This is a genomic window from Acinetobacter sp. CE-15, assembly GCF_051059255.1.
GTDB lineage: Bacteria > Pseudomonadota > Gammaproteobacteria > Pseudomonadales > Moraxellaceae > Acinetobacter > Acinetobacter guillouiae.
Genome location: NZ_CP192737.1, coordinates 1,292,288 through 1,317,479, shown reverse-complemented (window position 1 = coordinate 1,317,479; position 25,192 = coordinate 1,292,288). Strand labels below are relative to the sequence as shown.

The 25,192-nt window shown below is 38.3% G+C and carries 21 protein-coding genes and 1 tRNA gene; 10 read left to right on the top strand and 12 right to left on the bottom strand.

All coding sequences use genetic code 11. From position 1 onward, the window contains the following. Nucleotides 1-676: 676 nt before the first annotated feature. The 3 genes from gltA (at nt 677) to ACQ7EO_RS06085 (ending at nt 5,850) form a co-directional block, all read left to right on the top strand. Nucleotides 677-1,951: a citrate synthase gene (gene gltA / locus ACQ7EO_RS06095; RefSeq protein WP_004717293.1), complete on the top strand. Its 1,275-nt coding sequence runs from the start codon at nt 677-679 to the stop codon at nt 1,949-1,951. Between the two features lie 531 nt (nt 1,952-2,482). Next, nucleotides 2,483-4,051 (top strand): peptide MFS transporter, encoded by a 1,569-nt coding sequence (locus ACQ7EO_RS06090; RefSeq protein WP_434279148.1) that lies wholly within the window; start codon nt 2,483-2,485, stop codon nt 4,049-4,051. Beyond that, nucleotides 4,048-5,850, top strand: coding sequence for an aminopeptidase P family protein (locus ACQ7EO_RS06085; protein ID WP_434279147.1), 1,803 nt, complete (start codon nt 4,048-4,050; stop codon nt 5,848-5,850). Before ACQ7EO_RS06090 ends, ACQ7EO_RS06085 begins: the two co-directional genes overlap by 4 nt. A 324-nt stretch (nt 5,851-6,174) precedes the next feature. Here the strand turns inward: ACQ7EO_RS06085 and ACQ7EO_RS06080 are convergent, their stop codons facing one another. Both ACQ7EO_RS06080 and ACQ7EO_RS06075 read right to left on the bottom strand, forming a co-directional pair. Next, entirely contained in the window at nt 6,175-6,825 is a 651-nt protein-coding gene (locus ACQ7EO_RS06080; RefSeq protein WP_239045193.1) for a hypothetical protein, read from the bottom strand. Nucleotides 6,826-6,861: 36 nt separating this feature from the next. After that, a complete protein-coding gene (locus ACQ7EO_RS06075) occupies nt 6,862-7,530 on the bottom strand; it encodes a YARHG domain-containing protein (RefSeq protein ID WP_434279146.1) in 669 nt (222 codons plus the stop codon). Between the two features lie 287 nt (nt 7,531-7,817). Here ACQ7EO_RS06075 and ACQ7EO_RS06070 point away from each other — a divergent pair, with 287 nt between their 5' ends. Then, on the top strand, nt 7,818-8,420 hold the full coding sequence (locus ACQ7EO_RS06070) for a DUF2306 domain-containing protein (RefSeq protein WP_434279145.1): 603 nt from the start codon (nt 7,818-7,820) through the stop codon (nt 8,418-8,420). 43 nt (nt 8,421-8,463) lie between these two features. On the opposite strand, the gene ACQ7EO_RS06065 is transcribed toward ACQ7EO_RS06070, so the two are convergent. The 4 genes from ACQ7EO_RS06065 to ACQ7EO_RS06050 all read right to left on the bottom strand — a co-directional run bounded on the left by ACQ7EO_RS06065 (nt 8,464) and on the right by ACQ7EO_RS06050 (nt 13,445). Continuing rightward, nucleotides 8,464-9,990, bottom strand: a complete 1,527-nt coding sequence (locus tag ACQ7EO_RS06065; RefSeq protein WP_434279595.1) for a flavin-containing monooxygenase — start codon at nt 9,988-9,990, stop codon at nt 8,464-8,466. 293 nt (nt 9,991-10,283) lie between these two features. After that, nucleotides 10,284-11,129, bottom strand: coding sequence for an SDR family NAD(P)-dependent oxidoreductase (locus tag ACQ7EO_RS06060; protein ID WP_004717304.1), 846 nt, complete (start codon nt 11,127-11,129; stop codon nt 10,284-10,286). A 28-nt stretch (nt 11,130-11,157) separates the two neighbouring features. Next, nucleotides 11,158-12,111 (bottom strand): metal-dependent hydrolase, encoded by a 954-nt coding sequence (locus tag ACQ7EO_RS06055; RefSeq protein WP_004717305.1) that lies wholly within the window; start codon nt 12,109-12,111, stop codon nt 11,158-11,160. 377 nt (nt 12,112-12,488) lie between these two features. Beyond that, nucleotides 12,489-13,445, bottom strand: a complete 957-nt coding sequence (locus ACQ7EO_RS06050) for a metal-dependent hydrolase (RefSeq protein WP_004823205.1) — start codon at nt 13,443-13,445, stop codon at nt 12,489-12,491. A gap of 456 nt (nt 13,446-13,901) precedes the next feature. Here ACQ7EO_RS06050 and ACQ7EO_RS06045 point away from each other — a divergent pair, with 456 nt between their 5' ends. The 3 genes from ACQ7EO_RS06045 (at nt 13,902) to ACQ7EO_RS06035 (ending at nt 17,472) form a co-directional block, all read left to right on the top strand. Continuing rightward, nucleotides 13,902-14,411 (top strand): hypothetical protein, encoded by a 510-nt coding sequence (locus tag ACQ7EO_RS06045; protein ID WP_244013560.1) that lies wholly within the window; start codon nt 13,902-13,904, stop codon nt 14,409-14,411. A 386-nt stretch (nt 14,412-14,797) separates the two neighbouring features. Next, nucleotides 14,798-16,423, top strand: coding sequence for an NAD+ synthase (locus ACQ7EO_RS06040; RefSeq protein ID WP_034612475.1), 1,626 nt, complete (start codon nt 14,798-14,800; stop codon nt 16,421-16,423). 5 nt (nt 16,424-16,428) lie between these two features. Further along, nucleotides 16,429-17,472 (top strand): hypothetical protein, encoded by a 1,044-nt coding sequence (locus ACQ7EO_RS06035; RefSeq protein ID WP_434279144.1) that lies wholly within the window; start codon nt 16,429-16,431, stop codon nt 17,470-17,472. Between the two features lie 129 nt (nt 17,473-17,601). On the opposite strand, the gene ACQ7EO_RS06030 is transcribed toward ACQ7EO_RS06035, so the two are convergent. From ACQ7EO_RS06030 to rlmE, 5 genes are all read right to left on the bottom strand, one after another. Beyond that, a tRNA-Met gene (locus ACQ7EO_RS06030) sits at nt 17,602-17,678 on the bottom strand. A 220-nt stretch (nt 17,679-17,898) separates the two neighbouring features. After that, a complete protein-coding gene (locus ACQ7EO_RS06025; RefSeq protein WP_004717317.1) occupies nt 17,899-18,213 on the bottom strand; it encodes a DUF5713 family protein in 315 nt (104 codons plus the stop codon). 158 nt (nt 18,214-18,371) lie between these two features. Next, nucleotides 18,372-19,226 (bottom strand): dihydropteroate synthase, encoded by an 855-nt coding sequence (folP, locus tag ACQ7EO_RS06020; RefSeq protein ID WP_004823224.1) that lies wholly within the window; start codon nt 19,224-19,226, stop codon nt 18,372-18,374. A gap of 131 nt (nt 19,227-19,357) precedes the next feature. Then, on the bottom strand, nt 19,358-21,247 hold the full coding sequence (gene ftsH / locus ACQ7EO_RS06015) for an ATP-dependent zinc metalloprotease FtsH (protein WP_004823226.1): 1,890 nt from the start codon (nt 21,245-21,247) through the stop codon (nt 19,358-19,360). A gap of 179 nt (nt 21,248-21,426) precedes the next feature. Then, entirely contained in the window at nt 21,427-22,077 is a 651-nt protein-coding gene (gene rlmE, locus ACQ7EO_RS06010; RefSeq protein ID WP_004717323.1) for a 23S rRNA (uridine(2552)-2'-O)-methyltransferase RlmE, read from the bottom strand. A gap of 198 nt (nt 22,078-22,275) precedes the next feature. On the opposite strand from rlmE, the gene yhbY reads away from it, so the two are divergent. Next, nucleotides 22,276-22,599, top strand: a complete 324-nt coding sequence (gene yhbY, locus ACQ7EO_RS06005; RefSeq protein WP_004717326.1) for a ribosome assembly RNA-binding protein YhbY — start codon at nt 22,276-22,278, stop codon at nt 22,597-22,599. 11 nt (nt 22,600-22,610) lie between these two features. Beyond that, nucleotides 22,611-23,150 (top strand): DOMON-like domain-containing protein, encoded by a 540-nt coding sequence (locus ACQ7EO_RS06000; protein ID WP_004717328.1) that lies wholly within the window; start codon nt 22,611-22,613, stop codon nt 23,148-23,150. A 113-nt stretch (nt 23,151-23,263) separates the two neighbouring features. On the opposite strand, the gene ACQ7EO_RS05995 is transcribed toward ACQ7EO_RS06000, so the two are convergent. After that, complete coding sequence (locus tag ACQ7EO_RS05995) at nt 23,264-23,728, bottom strand: hypothetical protein (protein ID WP_004823229.1); 465 nt, start codon at nt 23,726-23,728, stop codon at nt 23,264-23,266. Nucleotides 23,729-24,047: 319 nt separating this feature from the next. On the opposite strand from ACQ7EO_RS05995, the gene carA reads away from it, so the two are divergent. Then, nucleotides 24,048-25,187 carry a glutamine-hydrolyzing carbamoyl-phosphate synthase small subunit gene (carA, locus tag ACQ7EO_RS05990; protein WP_004823230.1) on the top strand — a complete coding sequence of 380 codons (1,140 nt, stop codon included), beginning with the start codon at nt 24,048-24,050 and terminating at the stop codon, nt 25,185-25,187. Nucleotides 25,188-25,192 lie beyond the last annotated feature (5 nt).

Genomic DNA, 25,192 nt, shown 5'->3' with positions numbered 1-25,192 from the left:
ATACCCAACATGTTATTTTAAAATAGTCCTTTATTCCTATTTTAAATGGGTGCCATTTAATTCAGTGATTTGACTGAAAGCTTTATAATAAGAAAGAAAGACTTAGTTTGTGAATAATTCATAATTTAGCTGCAAGATTTTATGGTATTTGATTATTCCTAAGGCAACTAAATGCCTATTTTTATACTGATTCGATTATTTTTTATCCTTTAAAAGCTTCAATAAAAACTATTTTTTAATCAATTAAGCATTAAAATGAAAATAAATATTTCATCAACTCATTTGGGTGTTTTTTACACAAAAATAATGGCAAAAGCTATGTAAGTCGTGAAATTCAGATGGTTTTAAAACAGCAACAATGCATTTCGCAACTTACAAAAGCCACAAAATATTGGTCAAAAATGCCATTTCCTGTCTAGCAATCACAATTATTTTTCTGCACCTTCTTTAGAATTTACCTTATTATACTGACCGACTCTGAAATTTAATGATCAATCTTACTGGTTAAAGTTAGACTAACTACTGATGAAAACATTGTTTTTTCATCCATAAGTATAATTGACAAAATTTCAGTACTCACTAAGCTAAATAGCAATTTTTGATCCGTCTGACTTGTACATTACAAGATGACTCAGCAAGTTAGATAAAATATCCACCAGGACAGGAGATCTATTGAATGTCTGCAGCAACTGGCAAGAAAGCCGTTCTAGAGCTTGATGGCAAAAAAATTGAATTACCAATTTACAGCGGCACATTGGGCCCAGATGTAATCGACGTTAAGGATGTGTTGGCTTCAGGTCACTTTACTTTTGATCCTGGTTTTATGGCGACAGCTTCTTGCGAGTCTAAAATCACTTTCATTGATGGTGATAAAGGCGTTCTTTTACACCGTGGTTATCCGATTGCTCAACTTGCAACTCAAGCTTCTTACTTAGAAACTTGCTATTTATTGTTAAGCGGTGAGCTTCCAACTGCTGAACAAAAAACAGACTTCGAAAACAAAGTCCGCAACCACACAATGGTTCACGATCAAGTTAGCCGTTTCTTCAATGGTTTCCGTCGTGATGCTCATCCTATGGCGGTTATGTGTGGTGTAGTAGGTGCGTTATCTGCGTTCTATCACAACGGTTTTGACGTTGAAAACGTAGACCACCGTGAAATCACTGCAGTTCGTTTAGTTGCTAAAATTCCTACTTTAGCTGCTTGGACTTACAAATATACAATCGGTCAACCGTTCGTATATCCACGTAACGATTTAAGCTATGCTGAAAACTTCTTGTACATGATGTTTGCTACTCCAGCAGATCGTGATTACAAAGTTAACCCTATTCTTGCTAAAGCAATGGATCGTATCTTTACGCTTCATGCTGACCATGAACAAAATGCATCAACGTCTACAGTACGTTTAGCTGGTTCTACAGGCGCTAACCCTTATGCATGTATTGCTGCGGGTATTGCTGCACTTTGGGGACCTGCGCATGGTGGTGCAAACGAAGCTGTTCTTAAGATGCTCGATGAAATCGGCTCTGTAGAAAATGTTGCACCGTTCATGGAAAAAGTAAAAACTAAAGAAGTTAAACTTATGGGCTTCGGTCACCGAGTTTATAAAAACTTCGATCCACGTGCAAAAGTAATGAAAGAGACTTGTGACGAAGTGTTAAGTGCACTTGGTATCAATGATCCACAACTTGCGCTTGCAATGGAACTTGAACGTATTGCATTAAGCGATCCGTACTTCATCGAACGTAAACTTTACCCGAACGTAGACTTCTATTCAGGTATCATCCTTAAAGCGATTGGTATCCCAACAGAAATGTTTACGGTAATCTTTGCGCTTGCACGTACAGTTGGTTGGATCAGCCACTGGTTAGAAATGCACAGCGGCCCGTACAAAATCGGTCGTCCTCGTCAGCTTTATACTGGCGAAACTCAACGCGATATCAAACGTTAATTCGTTACGCGTTCAGATCGAACAAGAGACCACCCTTTGGGGTGGTTTTTTATTACATATTCATACCAATTGGTATAGGGTCTTTTGACAATTCGTCTACGTTTGCGACTACGTGTATTTTTTAGGCGATACTAGGCACGAAGTATGAAATTTAGTCATTCTAAATAAGTAGTTCGTAACGACGTAGCGGCAAAAAATACACTAGTCCCGAAGGGTTGTGGCTAAAATTATCTCAGCCTACGTTATGAAACTCGAAAATAGTCTCGCTATTCTCTTCGTTTCATGCCTTGCCTGCTCAATTTTAACCTACAACGCAAGCCATTTATGAAGTGTCAACAGACCCTAATGTATTTATTTTAAAATTCATTTAAAATCAAAACATAACAATACGAATAATAAGCATAGAAAACTGAAATTTATATTTTTACGATAAAACTTACAAATCACTACTTTAAAAAACACCCAACAAATAACTTTATTTTATATATTGTTTAAAATTTTTTTATTAATACATTTTCAAAGGACTTGAAGATGCCTCAACATTTATCCAAACAAGTACACGACCCAGATCAAGCTTTTTTTGGTCACCCCCAACCATTAAAAGGTTTATTTTTTACCGAGCTTTGGGAACGTTTTTCCTATTATGGTATTCGCCCTTTATTAATCCTCTATATGGCGGCTTTAGTTGCTGATGGCGGTCTCGGTTTAGATCGCCCAACAGCATCAGCAATTGTCGGCTTATTTGCAGGCAGTATGTATTTAATGACTGTATTGGGTGGTTGGGTTGCTGACAATTATCTCGGTCAGGAGCGCGCTGTGTGGTACGGCTCACTGATCATCGCACTCGGACATTTATCCATTGCATTGGCAGCTTTATTTGGACATTTCTTTTTTTATTTTGGTTTAGTTTTGATTGTGATCGGTTCTGGTTTATTTAAAACCTGTATTTCCGTCATTGTTGGCACTTTATATCAGGCTCAAGATTCACGGCGTGATGCAGGATTTTCCATTTTTTATATGGGAATTAATCTAGGTTCGTTGATTGCCCCACTATTGACTGGTTTATTGGTTAAAGAACATGGTTGGCACTGGGGATTCGGAATCGGTGGCGTTGGAATGTTAATCGCCTTACTGATTTTTAAGTTAATAACTGTGCCTCAATTAAAACAATTTAATCATGTGCAAGGCAATGAAAATAACTGGGCTCGTCCTGTACATTACAATCCTAAAGCACCCCAAATGATCATAGGTTTTATTGCCGTTGTTGGCTTGATTATCGGTCTAGTTTCTCTTGGGATAGTTAACATCAATCCAATTCAGATCGCCACATATTTCACGATCACAATCTGTATTTGTATTGCCTTATATTTCAGCTATCTATTGCTCTTTGCTGGTTTGAATAATACCGAGAAAAAACAAATCATTATCTGTTTTATTTTACTCATCACCGCTGCACTTTTTTGGTCAGCATTTGAACAAAAACCAACATCTTTCAATCTTTTCGCCCAAGACTTTACAGATCGCCAATTCTTTGGCTTTGAAATACCCGCAGTTTGGTTTCAATCGATTAACCCGCTTTTCATTATTATTTTCGCACCGATCATCGCATGGCTTTGGGTTAAATTAGGCAAACAAAATCGTGACCCTAGCTATATCACCAAATTCATTATTGCTTTACTTCTCGCTGCGGGTGGTTTTCTCGTGATGAGCATTGCCAGTTACTTGATCACCCAAAATGGTGGAACTGTTTCTGCATTGTGGATCGCATCAAGCCTCCTGCTTTTAACACTAGGTGAATTATGCTTAAGCCCTGTTGGTCTTTCAACCATGACTAAACTTGCCCCAACCATCATTCGTGGACAAGTGATGGGGCTTTGGTTTACAGCATCTGCTTTAGGAAACTTGATGGCAGGTTTAATCGGTGGTCATGTTTCTATCCTTGAAGTTGACCAATTACCCTTGCTATTTGTGCGATGTGTCATCGCTTTACTTCTTGGCGCACTCGTTCTATGGTTAATGAGAAAACCGATTCGTAAATTACTCAATCAAACATCGACCCCCTCTCAAAAATCTATTGATATGCAATTGGAAAAAGTATGAACAGTTTGTCACCTGCCAACAAATTAGAAAACCTTCGTACAATTATGAAGAAATATCAGCAGGATGCTTTTATCGCCATGAGTGCAGATCCACATATGTCAGAATATTTACCTGATTATTGGAAAATACGTCAATGGCTAACAGGCTTTACAGGTTCAGTCGGCACAATTGTAGTTACTCAAGACTTCGCAGGTTTATGGGTAGATGGTCGATATTGGGTACAAGCTGAACAGCAACTGGAAAATACAGGTTACGTTTTACAAAAGCAGACACCTGATGAATCATCAACACATTTGGCTTGGCTTTCACAACATCTACCCAAAAACACAAAAATTTCAGTCAATGGACACACCATTTCCGCCTTACAGTTTGATGCGTTAAGTCAAGTTGCTCAATCCCAGCAATTTGAAATCCAAACAGACTTAGATTTAATTGATGAAATTTGGACTGAACGCCCAGCACTGCCCCTACAACCCATTTGGCAAATGGCAGATGATTTAAATGCGCAAACACGCTTAGAAAAAATAACCGCGATCCGTCACAAACTTATTCAGAAAAAAGCAACGGGGCATTTTATTTCTGCACTCGATGATATTGCTTGGATTTTGAATTGTAGGGGGCGTGATGTTGAATATAATCCCGTGTTCTTAGCACACTTATATATTGACCATTCTCGAACTGTGCTTTTTATTGATGATGCAAAACTTTCAACTGAAATGCAGCAAAGATTTGCTTTGGATAACATTGAAATCTTAGCTTATAACGCAAGCATCGAGTTTTTGCTCGAACTTAAACAACAAAATATTTTAATTGATCCTGCTAAAGTCTCAATTTCATCTGCACAGGCCATTGAGCAGCAAAGTCATTTAGTCCAAGACATTAATCCAAGCAGTTTATTTAAATCACGTAAACATCCTTCAGAAATTGCACATGTGCGCAGTGCAATGACCAAAGATGGTGTTGCCCTATGTCATTTCTTTCATTGGCTAGATAACGCATTGGCTGATAAAGAATCGATCAATGAACTCACCATCGACGAAAAAATTTCAGGCTTTCGTGCACAACAAGCAGGTTTTATTGGATTAAGCTTCTCGACAATTGCAGGCTTTAATGCCAACGGTGCATTACCACACTATCGCGCTACTGAAGAAAGCTTTAGCGAGATTAGTGGTGATGGTTTGCTGCTGATTGATTCAGGCGCACAATATGATGAAGGAACCACAGACATTACCCGCGTTGTTCCCATAGGCACAGCAAGCGCTGAACAAAAATGTGATTACACTTTGGTGTTAAAAAGCCATATTGCACTTGCACAAAGCGTTTTCCCAGAAGGCATTGCATCACCTCTTTTAGATTCGATCACACGTCAAACCTTGTGGAAATATGGTTTGGATTATCGTCATGGTACAGGTCACGGTGTCGGCTATGCATTGAATGTTCATGAAGGCCCACAAGTGATTTCATATTATGCCCCAGTCACACCATCCACCAAGATGCGCGAAGGGATGATTACCTCTAATGAACCAGGCTTATACCATCAAGGCAAGTACGGCATTCGAATTGAGAATCTTGTCGTCAACAAAATTAAGCATTTTGAAGATACGGCCTATGGTCAATTTTTAGAATTCGAAACACTAACACTGTGCCCGATTAACCTGACGTGTATCGTTTTAGACCTACTCAGTCATGATGAAAAAGCATGGTTGAATCAGTACCATCAAACAGTCAGAGAACGATTAGCACCTCACTTAGAAGATGATGTTTTAAACTGGCTAAATGAAAACACCCAAGCTATTTAACTCTTCATATCAATCAAAAAAGCGCAGAGCCTTTTGACTGTGCGCTTTTTTGAAAATCTATATACCATTGATGCATATAATAAAGATAAAATTCTGCACTTTTTAGCATAGTGAGTTTATGGAAAACACATACAACAAAATATCGTTTATCTTCAATAATAAAATTAAGCGTCGAATATATCGGACGGTGATATGAATGCTGTGACTACCCTGCCTTACATTTTAAGTTTAATTACTTTGCACAGATGATGCTTCATTTTTCAGAGATGGAAAAAGTGAATCCCATCTGATCGAATCACCGAGCACTGCAATCAACACGGGTACTTATAGTACGATTTTAATTTTTTCCGTTTTGGTTGTAACTTTTGCATTTTTACACGCATTGGATGATTGAATAGTTTTAATCACTTCATTGCTGGCGGATAAAATCTTTAAACTTGAAACAATTTCCCCACCCGTTTTACAATCTTCCTCACCCAACTTCTCACTAAAACGCCCCGGATCACTCGAAGATTCAGCAGTTACAATAATTTTAGCTTTCCATCCATCAAAATAGACTAAATCAGTTGTCTGGGAAACTTGCCCCTGACCCGAGCCTGCAGATTCTATTTCAATCAAATCGATTGGTTTTGCTCGATATTGCACCGTATGTACTGTGAAATCATTGGCTTGACCACCGAACTCAAGTATTCGAGATTGTTTTAGTTTTGGGCGCGTCAATATATAGCCTCCCCAAAAATTTCGTCCTGCATTTTCAAATGTTACACCAGAGAGATAAGCCAGCTCTCCTGACAACAAACGAACCTCTTTTATATAATCAATCATTATCGCTTTGGCGGGTGTAGCTTGAGAAGCGTTTAGGTTCGTTATACTGTTGATCACTGCTTGATCTGTAGGTGTTGCTGCAAAACTTAGGGCAGATGAACTTAAAACAAAAACCATAATACTCAATCGAACTGAAGGATAGTGAAGCATAAGATAAATTCTCAGATTTTGTGATTGATTGTGTGCTTAACGACCCCATTCCATTTTCGCCATATACGGACGAATTTTTTTAATACGTTGGATATTGGTCTTTTCAATCTGAGTTAATTGATTTTCAACATTGGTACTGCATGGCATATACCAATTATCGTTAGCAAATTGAGAGGCAATCTCTTTATTGGCAAATGAATAACCATGACGCGCATAAATTTCATTACGCATCCAGTCCAGTTCTTCAGGAGGAATTTGTAGATCCTCATCTTTTAATAAACGTTGTGATGCGACTGGATAATCACCGACATCTTTTTGAAAGCGACACTGTTGCGGCGTTAAGTCAAAATATTTTGGTTTAACCTTAGCCGTTGTAGATTCCCAACTAGACTCCAACACATTCGGTTGATTCTGTTTTACAGTAAACGTAAACACACCACTACTTGCTTTAGCGCCACTTTCTGTTGCGGTAATTTTATAGCCTTGTGAAGTTGTCTGTACTTTCCCTGAGAAATTTTGTTTATTTTTACCAAGAACACTATAGCCTTTGACCTGATTACGATCGATAGATTGGATGAAAACAGCAATTTTCTGCTCATCATATTTTCCAGACCAAGATTTTTGCAACTGTTGAATATCCAGTGCATAACTATTCTGGAAACCAATCATTCCTAATCCAACGAGTGCGATTAAACTTTTATTCATTGTTATACCTATTTGTTATGAAGATATTGGATGCATTTTCACATTGATTTTAGATTAAATTGTTTGCTTTGTGATCTACTTTAAGATAAATAAATCAGGATTCTCTATGGTTTATTTTAAAATCTATGCCATACCCAAACATAAATACGCTGTTTCAATTTATCTTCCATTATAATTTCTCAATCACCATTCCATTATAAGCAATGATGAACAAAACAAAAACTACCTTGGCATATTCAAGCTTGAGTCTAATTTCACTCGTGATCTATGCTTATTTATGCTATCTCATGGTCGCAATATGTTTGCAATATTTCCCATGGCAAACTGATCAGCATTTTCTCTTGTTAAAGCAAGATGTAGTCAATACTCAACCTTGGCAGGTGGCTTTTAAAATCCATGTGATCAGCAGTAGTTTTGTACTCATCGCTGGATTTACACAGTTTTTCCGTGTCTTTCGCACGCGTTATCCCCGAATTCATCGCTGGAGTGGTTGGCTCTACATCATCACCATTTTGGGGCTGTCTTTACCCAGTGGCTTAATTTTAGCTTTTTCCGCGGCTGGAGGGTTATCCACACAAATCAGCTTTGTCTTATTAAGTTCACTCTGGGCGATCACCACCCTATCCGCTTTGTACTTTTTATTGAAAAAGCGCTGGATTTTACATCGTGACTGGATGATCCGTAGTTTTGCACTCAGTCTTTCAGCGCTGAGCTTAAGGACATGGAAAATCATGCTTTATCAGTTACAACCTTATTTTGATTGGTTAACCCCAATTCACATCTATCAGTTAGAATCTTGGTTAGGTTGGGTGGTCAATTTAATCCTAGCTGAAATCATTATTATTCGATTACATCGTCGCACAAGACAAAAAATAAGAGCCCTAAATTAATTTAGGGCTCTCATAAAAAGTGTTCAGCAATTGAATGCTAAGCTTATTTTTTACTCACGCTATAATGGTTTAAATCTAATTGTTTTAATTGGTTACGTAATTGTTGTAGTGACCATGGCCATGCTGCAAAGTTACGACCATTTTCGTCTAGATAATAAGACTTACACCCACCCGCATTAAATACAGTGGTTTTTAAATGTTTCTGCAGACGTTTGTTATGCTGGGCAAGCACATCCGCTTTGATTTCAAAGCGAGTGAATTTTTGCTCGCGCATTTTTAGCAAGCCATCAACAATATAGCCGACTTGTGCTTCCGCGATACCAATAAATGAATCATAGACCAGAATGTTTGGACCGAGGACCAAGAACGCATTCGGAACATGTTCAATACTGGCACCCAAATATGCTTCAGGTGAACTATTTTTCCAACGCTCAGCAAGTACCTGACCATTACTATCATAAACCCGCTTACCAATCGGAGGATGTGAAACTTCAAAGCCTGTTCCCCAAATAATCACATCCACTTCATGACGTTCACCATTTGCTGCAACCACTGTATTTCCATCAATTTCAACCAAACCATGTGCAATCAGATTCACATTATCTTGTTGTAGTGCTGGATAATAATTGTTTGCAAACAATAAGCGCTTACATCCAATAGTAAAGTTCGGTGTCACTGCTTTACGCAAGGTTTCATCTTTAATTTGCAGTTTGAGTAATTGCTTACTTAGGAAATTCACAGGTTCCAATACTTTAGGATTACGCAATCCAAAGTTAATTCCATTTAAAATCTGTGCAATGCTATTACGCCAAGTTTGTTGAATGATTGGGAATCGAGAAATGATCCCTTTAGCCGTTTCATTTAACTCCATATCCGCCTTGGGTAGTACCCACGGTGCTGTACGCTGGAACACGATCAGCTGTTTCGCTAAAGGTTGTACTTGTGGGATAAACTGAATTGCAGAAGCCCCTGTACCAATCACTGCAACACGCTTACCCGTTAAATCATAATCATGATTCCAACGTGCTGAATGGAACATTTCACCTTTAAAACTTTCAATTCCTTTTAATTTCGGCAAAGCAGGCTCAGTAATCGGTCCTGTCGTAAAGATCACTGTCTTGGCTTGATATTGACCTTTAGATGTTTCTAAGTGCCAAATATGTTGTGCTTCATCCCATTTGGCACTGATTAATTCATTATTAAATTCAATTTTCTCACCAAGGTCATATTTTTCCACCACCTCTTCTAAATAGCTTAGAATTTCTGGTTGCTTGGCAAATAAATGACTCCATTTATGGCTTGGTGAGAAAGAAAATGAATAAAGTGCTGAGGGTACATCACAACCGCAGCCCGGATAATTATTGTCGCGCCATGTTCCCCCCACACGACTGGCTTTTTCAAGGACCACATAATCGTTATAGCCTGCTTGATTCATTTTATAAGCAGCAGCAATCCCTGAAATACCCGCACCAACCACGATGGTGTCATAGATGTGCAGAGCTTCTTTGTGCTGAGTCTTTGGCGCTTTTTCTTCAGCCGATTGTTCAAGCTTTTTAGATTGAGCACTTATTTGTGTTTCTACTTTTACCTCAGCCTTATTTTTAGCTTTAGCTGGAGTTTGGACTTCAGCTTTAGGGTGATTTGCTTTCGCTGGCTTTGAAACAGTCTTTGCCTCAACTTGCTTCTCTACAGGTACTTTTTCTTTAAGCTGTTTTGCTTCAAGCGATTTGTCTTGTGCTGTATTCGATTGAGTCACCTGTTTAATGTCTTCAACTGTAGTTTGGGTTGAGTTTTGCTCTACGCTTTTCTCTTTAGGCGGCGTAGCTAAAGTTGTTTCTGTTGTCATCTTGATTTACTCGCAGCTTATTTGATGTATTTATTAAATAATGGATATCCGATACCCAGCGCTTTGGCATATAAGGTGGGTGATGCACGTTTTAATATCCAAAACAGTTTTGCATCTGGCTGAGGAATGGTGTACAGCTTGCCTGCATCCAAGTTATTTAAGGTTTTAATCACCACTTGATCACTGGTGGTAAATGCATGATTCATCAGTAAATCATCTGCTAAACCCGCATAATGACCAGGCAAACGACCATTTTTCATAATATTTGTAGGCACTAATGTTGGACACAGCACATTCACTCGAATGTTGTCACCGCGAAGCTCTGCTGAAAGGGTTTCTGACAATGCCAATACACTGGATTTGGTCACGTTATAAGCGGTCATTTCGGGAGCTGCTGTATAACCCGCAGCTGAAGCAACATTGATAATTGCCCCATAACCTTGTTGCTTAAACTGAGGAACAAAATAATGACAACCATGAATAACCCCCCAGAGGTTGACATGCATACACCATTGCCAATCTTCCAGTGACACTTCATCAAACTTACCGCCCAGCCCTACACCCGCATTATTAATGATCAGGCTTACAGGGTGATTCATTAATTTTTCGGCTTGTTCTGAAAGTGCTTTTACTTGCTCTTTCACCCCCACATCACATTGCACAGCAAATGCTTTAGCTGAAGTTTGTGATTCAATCAAACTGACTGTTTCTTTGGCTGCATCCAGATTTATGTCAGCACAAACAATTGTTCCTCCGCGTTTTGCAAGTTCCATTGCAAAACTACGTCCAATGCCACTGCCTGCGCCAGTCACGACCGCATAAGCATTTTGGCTCGGCTTAACTTTTTTAGAAAAAATACCCATAAACTTTAAATCCATCTCTTTTAGGTTTTTATGAACGCAATGCAGGATAAAATTCTTTCGTCAAATATGGCGTAAGAAGACCTGTCTTTGGATTCAGCAGTTTCTCTTTGTAATAGTCCAAAAATTCAGATGTATCATGATCATTTGGATGAAAATCGGGACGCAGATAATCAAAAATATGTTTAAAGCTGCTGCCGTAAACACCATCTTTTAAGCCAAAGATCAGGCGAAAATTATATGGAATCTCCTTCCAATAACGTAAGCTAATCAGGTTCTTAGGATTTCGATAGAAAGGCACTAAAAATGATGCAGCTGAAATCAGCACCAAAATCGTGATCAATGCGGGAAAGAATCCAGCAATACGTAATAAATAGTTATTGGATAATTCTTGAAACACATCGAAAGCAATATCCTTATGCTCCGATTCTTCAAGCATATGCCACATCCAGATTGCCCGTTGTTTTTCATCTTGCGAACGGAAGAACACTTCTTCATGATTCATCATGTATTCTGCAAGTACCGCAGTAAAATGTTCGATACCAGCCATCAACGACAATTTCATCGGTTGTGGAAGACGCTCAAACCCATATTCAAATGCCCAGCCAGCCCAAGTACGAAACAGCTTTACTGGCAAATCACGGATTAAATAAGCGTCGTTTAACTCTTCATGCATTTTTGAATGAATCGCCTCTTGACCAATCAATGAGGTGACACGTTGCTTTAATAATGGATCGGTAATGAAATCACGATGATAACGAGCAGTATCAATTACAAGATCTTCACCACGAGTTAAGAAAATCGACAATGACGCAAAATATGCACTTGCCAATTCTGCATCCATATAAAATCGGTGATCTACTTGCGCTGGATCAAAATCAAACTTCATATGACGAATTGGAATAATCGGCGTTTGATTTTCCAGACTGAATGGTGCCGCAGCAAAAACTTTAGCAACGGCTTTCTTAATTGGCTTAGCGAACATAGCTGGTACTCTTTATTCATTTAATATGGCAATCCATTTCATCGTCTTTACGCTGATGAGCTACAGATCGCCTTTTGAGTAAAAACTCTACTTTGATGGCTAAAAATTACGACATGCTTTGTCAATTACCATTGGCACATGCATTCATTCGGTTTGCAAATTATGACAACCTTAGATAATTGTCAGACAATCACTTTTAAGAGTTGCCTCCACTGATAAAGAATGTCCCTTAAAAACAATTTTTATAAAGTGCTTGGTTAAAATCACAGCTTTTAAAAAAAAGCTTTTCCTTCAAAAATTGATGGAAAAGCTCAGTATCGATCTACAACATCGTTTTTATATTGAATAGAAAATTTGAATGCTAAGATTGAATAAAATTACATCCGTAAAGCTGGGGTAAACGCTTTAACAAAATAAGGGGTGAGTGTGCCTGTTTCAGGATCAAGTAATTCTTTTTTGAAATAGTCTAAAAGCTCAGTTGTATCATGATCATTAGGATGAAAGTCTGGACGCAAATAATCAAAAATATGACCTAAACTGCTACCAAAAACACCATTGTCTCGACTAAATAATAAATCCCAACTGCCCTTTGCCTCTTTCCAAAAGCTTAGACTTAAGCTATTCATTGGACGTCGTAAAAATGGCAACATCAATGCGCCAGCACCCACACCTAGACCCAAAGTAATCAACGCAATAAAGAATCCTGAAATTCGTAATGGATAGTTTGCAGAAAGCACTTGATAAGTATCATAAGCAATATCTTTATGCTCAGACTCTTCCAGCATATGCCATAACCATAAAGCACGAGTTTTTTCATCAAGAGAATGATTAAAGATGTCTTGATGCGTCATGGCATATTGAGCAAAGACAGCGGTGAAATGCTCAATCCCAGCCATCATTGAAAGCTTTAAAGGCTGTGGGAATTTTAAAAAAGTATGATTAAAAACCTGTTCTGCTAAAAACCGATACAACTGCACAGGCAAATTATTTGGAATCATGGTTTCATTGTATTCTTCATGGACTTTGGAGTGAATTGCCTCTTGTCCAATCAAACTGGTTAGACGCTGTTTTAAAACTGGGTCTTGTATTTGATCACGATGATGTCGTGCGGTTTCGATCACCAACTCTTCACCATAGGTTAAAAAAATTGACAGTGCGGCAAAATAAGCAGTCGCCCACTCTTTTTGCATAAAAAATTTAACATCCAACTCATCTGGACTAAATTTAAAATTGAAGTGACGAATCGGGATATTCGCAATCTGATCTTTTAAATTAGGCAATCGACTTGGAAAAGCTTTTGCAAACACTTTTTTGACAGGCTTAGCAAGTAACATATGAAGCACCTATTGTTTATTTAGGGATCAAGGATTTGACTGAAAACCAGTTCAAATTCACATTTCAAGTAAAAAATCCTATTTATGTTGGAAAAGTAAGTCATCTAGATTCAAATACCACTGACATTTCAGGTCAATCCATTGGCAATTTATGACTATTCAATAAAGTGTCTGACAAATAAGGGCGGAGCTTGCCTCTACTGATAAATAATGACCTTTGCAGACAAGTCATTAGCTTTGGCTTACTTAAATCATGATTTAATTTTTGGGTGTACCGAACCCTAACTACGGATACGCTACATAACTGAAATCAGGCAACAAGAAAAGTTTCATGTCAGCATATATACAATAGACAGTTTTTTATCGTGGTATATCTGGGTCACAGTTAATCTTTGGGTCAAACTGAATCAGTGCTAAACTTATGGATGTACTTTTTACACAGCACAAAATAAAACAATGTTCAATTTCATTTGGCGCTTTGTACAACTTCTTCGATTGGATCAATTCAAATATCGTAAATTGACAGATGGCGAAATTCGTATTAGCCAAAGTGTATTTGGAGATTTAATTGACTACAGTCAAGTCAAGGTGATGAATCATCCTTATTTACCGTGGCAGCCTGTTGGTATTTTGATGGCGCCCAATGGTTATATTCATTTAAAAGATGCAGACTATTGTGAAGACTTTTCCTGTATGAGCTTGGGTTATCAAGCTGTTTTTATTCATGAAATGGCCCATGTTTATCAATATCAGCGTCATGAGAATGTATTACTTAAGGGGGCGATTTTACAGTCCGCACTTTACCTGAGTTTGGGTAAATATAACCCTTATCGCTACACCCTCATTCAAGGAAAAGCTTATTTCGATTACAATATTGAGCAACAAGGTGATATCGCCAAAGATATTTATTTAAATCGAATTGAAAATATTATTCTGGATAAAAATTCAGTCAATCCTTCAATTTAAGCGCTTTATATTGATGCTAATTTATACAAATTAAGTGATACATTTCACAAAAAATATTTAAAGCTGATTTTTTCCAGTATAAAATCCAAAAAATAATGAAAAATCACTAGTTTCTATAAAAAAAATACACTAAATTCATGAGGTCATTGATGGTGTACTGAATAAACTTAATGAATCACTAGCTTCTGACGTTTTTTTAGTTAAAATACTCAATGTCTGAAATTTTTGCCTTGCAAGAAAATAAAGATTTTTGATGATTTTTAATGATTTTATAGTTTCGCCCTTTGGCAATTTCTGTGATATCTATATACATATGTTGAATAACTACATTTTAAAAATCAACAATTTGTATATAAATTACCCTATTGGAATAGGATTTGGTTTAAATGAAAAGTTTTAAAATTGCTCTCGCGCAATTCTCTCCATTCATTGGTGATATTGAGTCGAACGTTCAAAAAATGATTGAACAAGCCAATGATGCAAAAAAACAGAATGCTGAAATTGTTGTTTTCCCTGAACTTTCTATAATCGGTTACCCTGCCGAAGATTTGCTTTTACGCCCAAGCCTAGCAAAGCGTACTGCACAAGCTTTCGAGAAACTGTCTACTGTTAAAGACATCGTGATGGTATTTGGTTTTGCCAATCTTACTGACGATGGTCAACGCTACAATGCTGCTGCGGTGATGAAAGATGGACAAGTTTTAGGGGTTTACAACAAACAAAATCTTCCTAATTACAGCGTTTTTGATGAAAAGCGTTATTTTAATGAAGGACATCAACATCTTGTATTTGAGTACTTAGGTCATAAGTTCGGAGTACTGATTTGCGAAGATGTATGGTCTTTAAATACAGTTCAACAGCTTGCTCAACTCAATGTGGAAAGTGTTTTGGTCTTGAATGCTTCACCTTATGAAGTCGGCAAACCGCAACATCGTATTGAAACATTAAAAGAGTTGGCAAAACAGCTCCATCTCAATGTGGTTTATATCAACCAAGTGGGCGGTCAAGATGATCTCATTTTTGATGGGACCAGTTTTGTCATTAACCATTCAGGTGAAGTTGCATTACAAGCACCAAGTTTTAAAGAAGATCTCTACTTTGCTAACTACCAAATAGAAAACAAAGCCTATCAAGTGGTTGAAGCTGCGCCAGCATTAAACACTATGGCTGAGATCTATCAAGCGTTGGTTTTAGCAACACGCGACTATGTACAACGCTCTGGTTTCCCAGGTGTAATTTTAGGCCTATCAGGCGGTATCGACTCAGCTTTAACCTTGGCAATTGCAGTTGATGCGATTGGCGCAGATAAAGTTCAAGCCGTGATGATGCCTTATACCTACACATCACAAATTAGTGTGGAAGATGCCACTGAACAAGCAAAACGTATGGGTGTTACTTTTGGTATTGCCGAAATTCATCCTATCGTAAATAGCTTTATGCAGACCTTGTTCCCATTCTTTGGTAACTCACCTGCGGATACAACTGAAGAAAACCTTCAAGCGCGTGCACGTGGTACATTGCTTATGGGCTTATCCAACAAGTTTGGTAACCTTGTGCTTGCAACAGGCAATAAGTCTGAGCTTTCTGTCGGTTACTGCACACTGTATGGCGATATGGTAGGTGGTTTTGCTGTACTCAAAGATGTTTATAAAACCATTGTTTTTGAATTGGCTAAGTACCGTAACAGTATTTCTGAAACGCCGGTGATTCCTGAACGGGTTATTTCTCGTCCACCATCAGCAGAACTTCGTCCTGATCAAAAAGACCAAGACTCTTTACCTGCTTATGATGTACTTGATGCCATTCTATATGCATATATTGAGGAAGAACAAAGCCAAGAAGACATCATTGCCAAAGGTTTTGAACGTGCAATCGTGGAAAAAGTCATTCAGCTTGTCGACCGCAACGAATACAAGCGTCGTCAAGGTTCAATTGGACCACGTATCAGCTCACGCGCATTTAGCCGTGAACGCCGTTATCCGATTGTAAATGGCTGGAAAGCTGGTGTATAAGCCTCGTGAATGTGAATAATTCACCTCCACCTTCGAGCTTTGCTCAGGAACTTGCTCAAGCACTCTTGCTTGAGCAAGTTCGCTTTATTAAAAAACAACTCTTAGATCAAAAAAATCCACAATTTATTCAAAATTTTATTTCCCAAACCTATCAAAATGCAGACAAAATCCTTTTAAAAAATGTGATTCAACTTGAGCAACTGCAGTCTGTGGTGCAAAAATATGCTTTTGAATTGAATTTAGGCGCAGATATTCTTGAATTTATCGGTGTCGTCGCTCAAAAAATTCATCAATATGCCATTCATAGTCAAACCATTTTCAATGATCTACTCTCAGATGAGTCTTTTGAACTGTGGATGTTTAAAATCTTAGAATTAGAACAATTAAGAGACTATATTCAAGAAAACTTACAGCACAACCCGCAGATTCAACAGGTTAGCCTACAACTTGCCAACCAGATTTTAGAAAGCAACACGCCTTGGCTCAACCAGCTACGTCAATACACCGTTAAACATAACCGTATTGGTGCGAAAGTCATCAGCTTTATTCAAGATCAGCAACACAATATTGAGCTTAAATTAGAACAGCAACTCGCAACTGCTATCCGTAGCCAACTCAGCAATATCATTCTACTGCCTAATGAAGACCTAGCAGATATCGCTACACATGTTTGGAATGAAGTTAAGCAACGCTCATTAAAAGAGGCTTTCTCTCAAGTTCAATCGATTGATTTTGAAGAATTCTTTATTCTTGTTTATGAAACTTGGAAAGAATTACGTCAAACAGAATATATGCAACAGGTTATTTTAAATGTTGTCGAAGCATTTTATGAATACTTTGGCGAATATAGCTTACAAGAATTACTACACTCGGTTGGGTTAGATCAAAACGATTTATTTATCGAAGCAGATCGCTTTGTTCCACATACACTAGGTGCTTTAGATCAGCATGGCTTATTGGATGAGATCATTCAATCCTTGATTGCGCCATTCTACCTTGACACGCAAACACAAAGATTTATAGAAAATTATTTAGCAGAAAAAGCTTAATCAAACATTCCACTGGATTTTTTCAGTATTCTAAATATTCATACCGTGATAATAATTTTTATCTGTATCTACTGATCTTTTGATGATGCACAAAAAAAGAGACCATGCAGTGAGCATGGTCTATAAAAATGGTGGCTATGACGGGACTTGAACCTGTGACCCCCGCATTATGAGTGCGGTGCTCTAACCAACTGAGCTACATAGCCATAAACTGTGTGCGCATTATCTAAAGTTATCTACCCTACGTCAAGCATTCAAACACACCAATGCTCATACTTTAAGCAATTGATATTTAAATGTTTAAATTTAATACATATTTATGTTTTTATCGAAAAAATCAGCTTAATAAGCAGCATAAATAAGTAAGGAATTAAGCTCTCTCCCCTATTTATTTCTAAAAATCGATAGCAAAAAAAAGAGAGTGGCTTACCACTCTCTATTTGCAACAAGCTCTTCCATTTCAATATCGAGATACCCTTGGTCTTGTACCACCATCATCATTGCTTCAGCAATATAATCAGCTGCAGTACCATCCAAAGAAGAATCAAGATCCTCAAACTGTGGCTTCATTTCATTAATTTCAGTCACAGTCAGTTTTGCCATAGAATAAATTTCTGCATCACTAAAGCTGGTTTTTGCCACTTTTTTAGCAAAATTTTCAATAAGTTGCTTAACCTCAGCAACTAGAATATCTGGATAATATTCATCATCGAACATTGGGAGAAGTAGATCGTTAAACATTGCAACCTAAAATAAAACAGCAATTCACGCGCTTATATAACACAAACCATACAATTCACCAAATTGATCGGGCAATTTAACTGATTAATTTTTCAGATGTAGATGATCTAAATTTTAAAAAAGATCAAACAATATCAGGGACTATTGATCATTCATCATTAAATTGCAGAGCGCATGGCTTGCCATACTTTAATTGCATCCGACATTGCTTTTACATCATGTGCACGCACCATACACGCGCCTTGTTGAATACTGAGCAAGTGTGCAGCAACACTACCTACAGCACGATGATTGGCATCTGCACCATCTAAAGCTTCACCAATGAAGCGCTTACGAGATAAGGCTGATAAAATTGGATAACCCATGTTGTTCAGTTGATAAAACTCATTGAGAAGCTTTAAATTTTGTTGCGCATTTTTAGCAAAACCAAAACCAGGATCTATCATAATATTTTTAGGGTGAATTCCTGCCTGTAGTGCATCATCTACGCGTTGCTGTAATTCAGCAATTACCTCTTGAGTAACATCTTCATACTGGTCAAGATGATTCATTGTGGTTGGCTCGCCTCGCATATGCATAATAATCACAGGAATATTAAGCTCTGCAGCAGTCTCTAAGGCATGTGGACGAGTTAAGGCACGGACATCATTCCAAATATGTGCACCTGCTTTAACCGCCTCACGAATGACTTCAGGCTGTGAGGTATCTATTGAAATAATGACATCCAATTTGGCTAATTCAGCAACCACAGGAACAACACGACGTATTTCTTCGGCAATCTCGACTACAGATGCACCCGGGCGTGTAGATTCACCGCCAACATCAATCACTGTCGCACCATCAGCCATCATTTGCTTGGCATAAGCAACAGCTTGATCTTTTTGATCATGCTTCCCACCGTCGCTAAATGAATCTGGAGTGACATTCAAGATACCCATGACATGTGCTTGTGATAAATCCAGACTCAAACGCCCACATTGCAAAATTTGCTTGGGTAGTGGCATCAGTTGCATGTCAATTCTCCGTATTCAATTCAGGCTAGTTTAACAATTCAAATCAATAGCACAGTGATTTTTTTTCATCTATGAATTTTTTCGTATAAAAAAAGAGCCTCGATTGAGGCTCTTGTTTATTCACTGACTGATCAGGTCGCTGGCAATGGCGGTGGTGTTGATGGACCATCTGTAGGGGTTACATCAAGCACTGGATTTTCAGCCACATAAACCTTAGGTGGCTGAGGATCACGACCTTCCATGATGTCACGGATTTGATCACGATCAATCGTTTCCCATTCCATCAAAGCTTTTACCATTGCATGTGCAATATCTTTGTTGTTTTCAAGGATATCACGTGCAACACGATACTGTTCATCTAGGATACGACGTACTTCTTGATCAACTTGTTGCTGTGTTGCTTCAGAAATCGTACGGCTACCGACATTTCCGAAGAAACCATTTTGGTTTTCATCTTCATAGACCATCACGCCCATTTTGTCTGACATACCGTACTTGGTCACCATTGCGCGTGCCATTTTGGTTGCACGTTCAAAGTCGTTAGAAGCACCCGTAGACATTTGATCAATGAAAACTTCTTCTGCAATACGACCACCGAATAAGATTGAAAGTTCATTCAACATCTTAGACTTGTAATGGCTGGTTTGATCATGTTCTGGCAACTGCCAAGTTACACCCAAAGCCCAACCACGTGGCATAATTGTTACTTTATGCACAGGGTCAGTCCCTGGAAGAATTTCTGCAACAATGGCATGGCCTGCTTCATGATAAGCAGTCGCGCGACGCTCTTCTTCACGGATCACCATCGACTTACGCTCAGGGCCCATGTAGATCTTATCTTTTGCATCTTCAAAGTCATGCATATCGACGGTGTTCTTGTTACGACGAGCAGCAAACAATGCAGCTTCATTGACAAGATTCGCCAATTGCGCACCAGAGAAACCAGGTGTACCACGTGCCAATACTTTAAGATCAACACCTGTTACCGAAGGAAGTTTCTTCAAATGCACTGCCAAGATCTGTTCACGACCTTTAATATCTGGCAGACCCACCATCACTTGACGGTCGAAACGCCCCGGACGAAGTAATGCTTTATCTAGTACATCCGCACGGTTTGTTGCAGCAATAACGATAATCCCTTCATTCCCTTCGAAACCATCCATTTCAACAAGCATTTGGTTGAGTGTTTGTTCACGTTCATCATGACCACCACCTGTACCTGAACCACGATGGCGACCAACTGCATCAATCTCATCAATAAAGATGATACATGGTGCATGGCGTTTCGCCTGTTCGAACATGTCACGCACACGAGATGCACCCACACCAACGAACATTTCAACGAAGTCAGAACCTGAAATACTAAAGAATGGAACTTTGGCTTCACCAGCAATCGCTTTCGCAAGTAAAGTTTTACCTGTACCTGGAGGACCAACCATCAATACGCCTTTAGGAATTGTTGCACCTAAGCGTTTGAATTTTGCAGGGTCTTTCAAGAAATCAACGATTTCCACAACTTCTTGTTTTGCTTCATCACAACCAGCAACATCGGTAAAGGTCACTTTGATTTGGTCTTCTGAAAGCATTTTTGCTTTAGATTTACCAAAACTCATTGGACCATTTTTACCGCCTGCACCACCACCCATGTTACGCATAAAGAACATGAACAATAAAATAATTAAAAGCACAGGAAAGCTTGCGATGAGAAGTTGCATCAATAAACCTTGACGTTGAGGTGCAGTACCTTCAACTACAACGTTATTTTTGATGAGTGTAGGCATCAATTCAGGATCTTGAACTGCTGGGCGAATACTTTCAAAGTTCGAACCGTTCTTTTTTTCGCCGCTTATTCTTTCACCATCAATTGTGACTTTACTAATTTGACCAGCATTCACCGCTGTGACGAATTCTGAATAATTCATCGCAGAAGGCTTACTGCGGTCACTGAGATTGCTGAAGATTAAGATCAGCACACCCAGTATGACCAGCCACAATACGGCATTTTTGAAGTAATCGCTCAAAGCTTTATTCCCATATATAACTATTTTGATCAGGCTCAATCTTGCTTGATCGTAACAAAAAGCGAGTAATGAATTTCGCAATAAAGGTTAAAAAGGTACAAAATGCACAATTTTTAACAACTTGGCAAGCATTTGTTGGCAATTCATTACGAAGAATGAACATACCTCAAAAACACCAGCTATTGCGAAACTTTTTTACGGCCCTGTCCAATTAAAAAAACTTCTTTTGAACGTGCACGTGAAGCAGCTGGTTTTGCTGTTTTTAACACATCAAAACTATCCACGACTTGCTTTCGGAACTCATCAAAACCAGTTCCTTGGAAAACTTTAACTAAAAACTGCCCTTTTGGTCCAAGAACCTTGTTGGCAAAATCTAATGCAAGTTCACACAAGTAAATCTGGCGAGGTTGATCTACAGCCCTATTACCTGATGTATTGGGGGCCATATCTGAAATTACAACGTCTACAGTGCGTCCATTTAAAATATTTAACAATTTTTCGAAAACTTCTTCTTCTCTAAAGTCACCTTGTAAGAAGGTAACATCAGGTAAAGCATCCATTTCTAAAATATCTGAAGCAATCACTAAACCTTTATCACCGACCAGTTTACCTGCGATTTGCGACCAACTTCCTGGTGCAGCACCCAAGTCCACCACGGTCATCCCTGGTTTAATCATTTTGTGTTTTTCTTGAATTTCAAGAAGTTTATATGCAGCACGAGCGCGGTAACCTTCTTTTTGTGCTTTTTTCACAAAAGGGTCATCTAAATGCTCTCTCATCCACGCACGACTACTTTTGGATAACTTCTGGTTGGTAATGCGTGTAGCCATAACTCTCTTGATCTAAACCGATAACTAACTTCTGATTGTACGTGAAAAAAATTCTCATTGCAGTATTCATATTGATTTAAATCGACAGATATTGATATGTTTTTTTGAATAAGCTTCATCGATTATTTCTACAGAATTTACAGCGTAGTGATATGGCTTTTGTTATACTAAGTCGTTTCTAAAATTAGGTTATCTTTTATGGCGGCTCTATCTATCCAAGAACGTAAACGTTTACGTCAAATCGGACATGCGTTAAACCCTGTTGTAATGCTTGGCGATAAAGGCTTGACTGAAAGTGTCGTTGAAGAATTAAACCGTGCTTTAAATGATCACGAGTTAATTAAAGTCAAGGTTACAGGTGAAGACCGCGAAGCACGTGCTGCAACGATTACTGAAATTGCCAATGTCACTGGTGCTGAAGTTGTTCAAACAATTGGTAAAATTGCATTGCTTTATAAAAAGGCTGCGAAACAAAATCCAAAATTGTCTAATTTAGTTCGCCACGCTCATCTTTCAAATTAAGATTTATTTTCATGGCAAGTTTCGAACTGAATGCATTTGATCGTCGTTTTCAAAGTATCTCCCTAGTTGGTGCGATTGAACAAATTAGCCCATATACGCTCAATGTCGGTTATTGGTTAAGAGATCCCAATCAATTCATAATTTATCCTGAACTGGTTACAGCTAATCCACGTCAGGATTTTCTTTGGGAAAATACCTGTTTTGAGATTTTTATTGGTGTGCAAGGTGAAGATTATTATCGTGAAATTAATCTATCCCCTTCTCAAGCTTGGCAAGCTTACCAATTTGAAGAATATCGTTATCCTGAAAATATGCCACCAGTCGCTGCTTATGACATTGAATTAAATCAGTTAAAGCGCACGCATTATGGATTAAATGTCAGCATAGATCTTAGCGAGTTCATGCTTGCCAATAAATTAAAATGGTCAGACTTATTTTTGGGTTTAAGCGCTGTTTTAAATACCACGCAAGGTCAACATTTCTTTGCCATGCAACACAGTGGCCAACAAGCCGACTTTCACAATAAACGTGATTGGTTACATACATTTTAAAATACGCTTATGTAAACTGTGCTTGAAAATAAAAAAGTGAGGCAACCAGCCTCACTTTTTTATTGCCATTTCTCTTAAAAATGGCCTTCCTCAAAACATAAGCTTTACATATCTTATTGTTTTGTAGTTACTTTATTCCAAACTTCTAAAGTATGATCTTTTGAACGCTTTAAAGTTTCAGTTAACTGTACTTTATGTTTGCTCGAAATTTGTGAAACATCTTCACGAATTTCTTTACCAACTTCAGTTAACTCTTTCACTAAAATGCTTAATTCTGCTTTTAAGAAATCAGCCAATTCAACCAAATCTTTTTGTGAAGTTGAAAATTGTGATTTGATCACATCAAGACGTTGTACCAAATCTTGTTTAAAGTTTTGTACTTGATCTTGAACTTGCTCAGTTAATTGCTCTGATTCTGCTTCAAGTTTAGTTTTAGTTTCGGTAACCGCTTCAGCAACTTTTTGCTGTGCTTCTTTACCTAACTTCTCTAAATTTTCTGTAGTTTCAGTCACAACTTCTTTCAAAGCCGCAGTCTCTTTTGTTACTTTATTTGTAACAGTTTCTTTAGATATAGTCATATTGATTCCCCCTGGAATGTGAGTCAATAAGATACATTGAAAGGATAAATTTTAGATTTTGATTTGTCTGACAATATTTAAATACTTACAATTTCAAACAATTCACTTTAAAAGCAGAATTAATGCTAAATAGCAAGGTATTTATCTTAGATTATCCCTCGAAATAAAATAGACTTTCGAGAGGCTCATGCGTATAATGCGCTGTTAAGTTACAAGCGAGCAGACAAGAGGAGGGTAGGATTTAGTAAGCCTTCCTTTTTTTTCGTCTACTCGCTTTTTTACAGCCCTATTTTTGTGGTTTTAGTTCAGGAGCTATGGTTTGAGCACCCCCGCCATTTTAGCCCTTGCTGACGGTACTGTTTTTAAAGGTACATCGATCGGCGCTACGGGAAGTACGACTGGTGAAGTCGTTTTTAACACTGCCATGACTGGTTATCAAGAAATTTTGACCGACCCTAGTTATGCACAGCAACTTGTAACTTTAACTTATCCTCATATCGGTAATACTGGTTGTAATGAAGAAGACGCTGAATCAGGTCGAATTCATAAAGTTTGGGCGAATGGTTTAATCATTCGTGACCTACCGTTATTACACAGCAATTTCCGAGCTACTCAGTCTCTTGGCGAATATTTACAACAACATAATGTCGTTGCCATTGCAGATATCGATACTCGTAAATTGACACGTATTTTACGTGACAAAGGCGCACAAAACGGATGCATTCTTGCCGGCGATAATATTACTGAAGAAGAAGCTATTGCAAAAGCACGTGCCTTTGGTGGTCTAGATGGTTTAGACCTTGCGAAAGAATGTTGTGACCCAGAAGGTTTTGAATGGACCGAAGGCTCATGGACATTGGGCCAAGGCTTTTCTCAACCAGAAGCAAAATTTCATGTTGTTGCATACGATTATGGTGTCAAAACCAACATCTTACGTATGCTTGCTGACCGCGGATGTAAATTAACTGTTGTTCCTGCACAAACACCTGCTGAAAAAGTATTGGCGTTAAATCCAGATGGCGTATTTTTGTCAAATGGACCCGGCGATCCAGCAGCATGTGATTATGCAATTGCAGCAGTAAAAACCATTGTTGAAACTACAAACCTACCTGTTTTCGGTATTTGTTTGGGTCATCAAATTCTAGCTTTAGCTTCTGGCGCTAGAACTGTGAAAATGCCACATGGTCACCACGGTGCAAACCATCCTGTACAGAATCTTGAAAATGGTACAGTGATGATTACTTCTCAAAACCATGGCTTCGCAGTAGATGCAGAAACTTTACCTGCAAACCTTAAAGCTACGCATAAATCTTTGTTCGATCAAACCTTACAAGGTATTCATCGTACAGATAAACCTGCGTTTAGCTTCCAAGGTCACCCTGAAGCAAGCCCTGGTCCACATGACTGTGCCCCATTGTTCGATCATTTCATCGAACTTATTGAAGCATCTAAGAAGTAATTAAG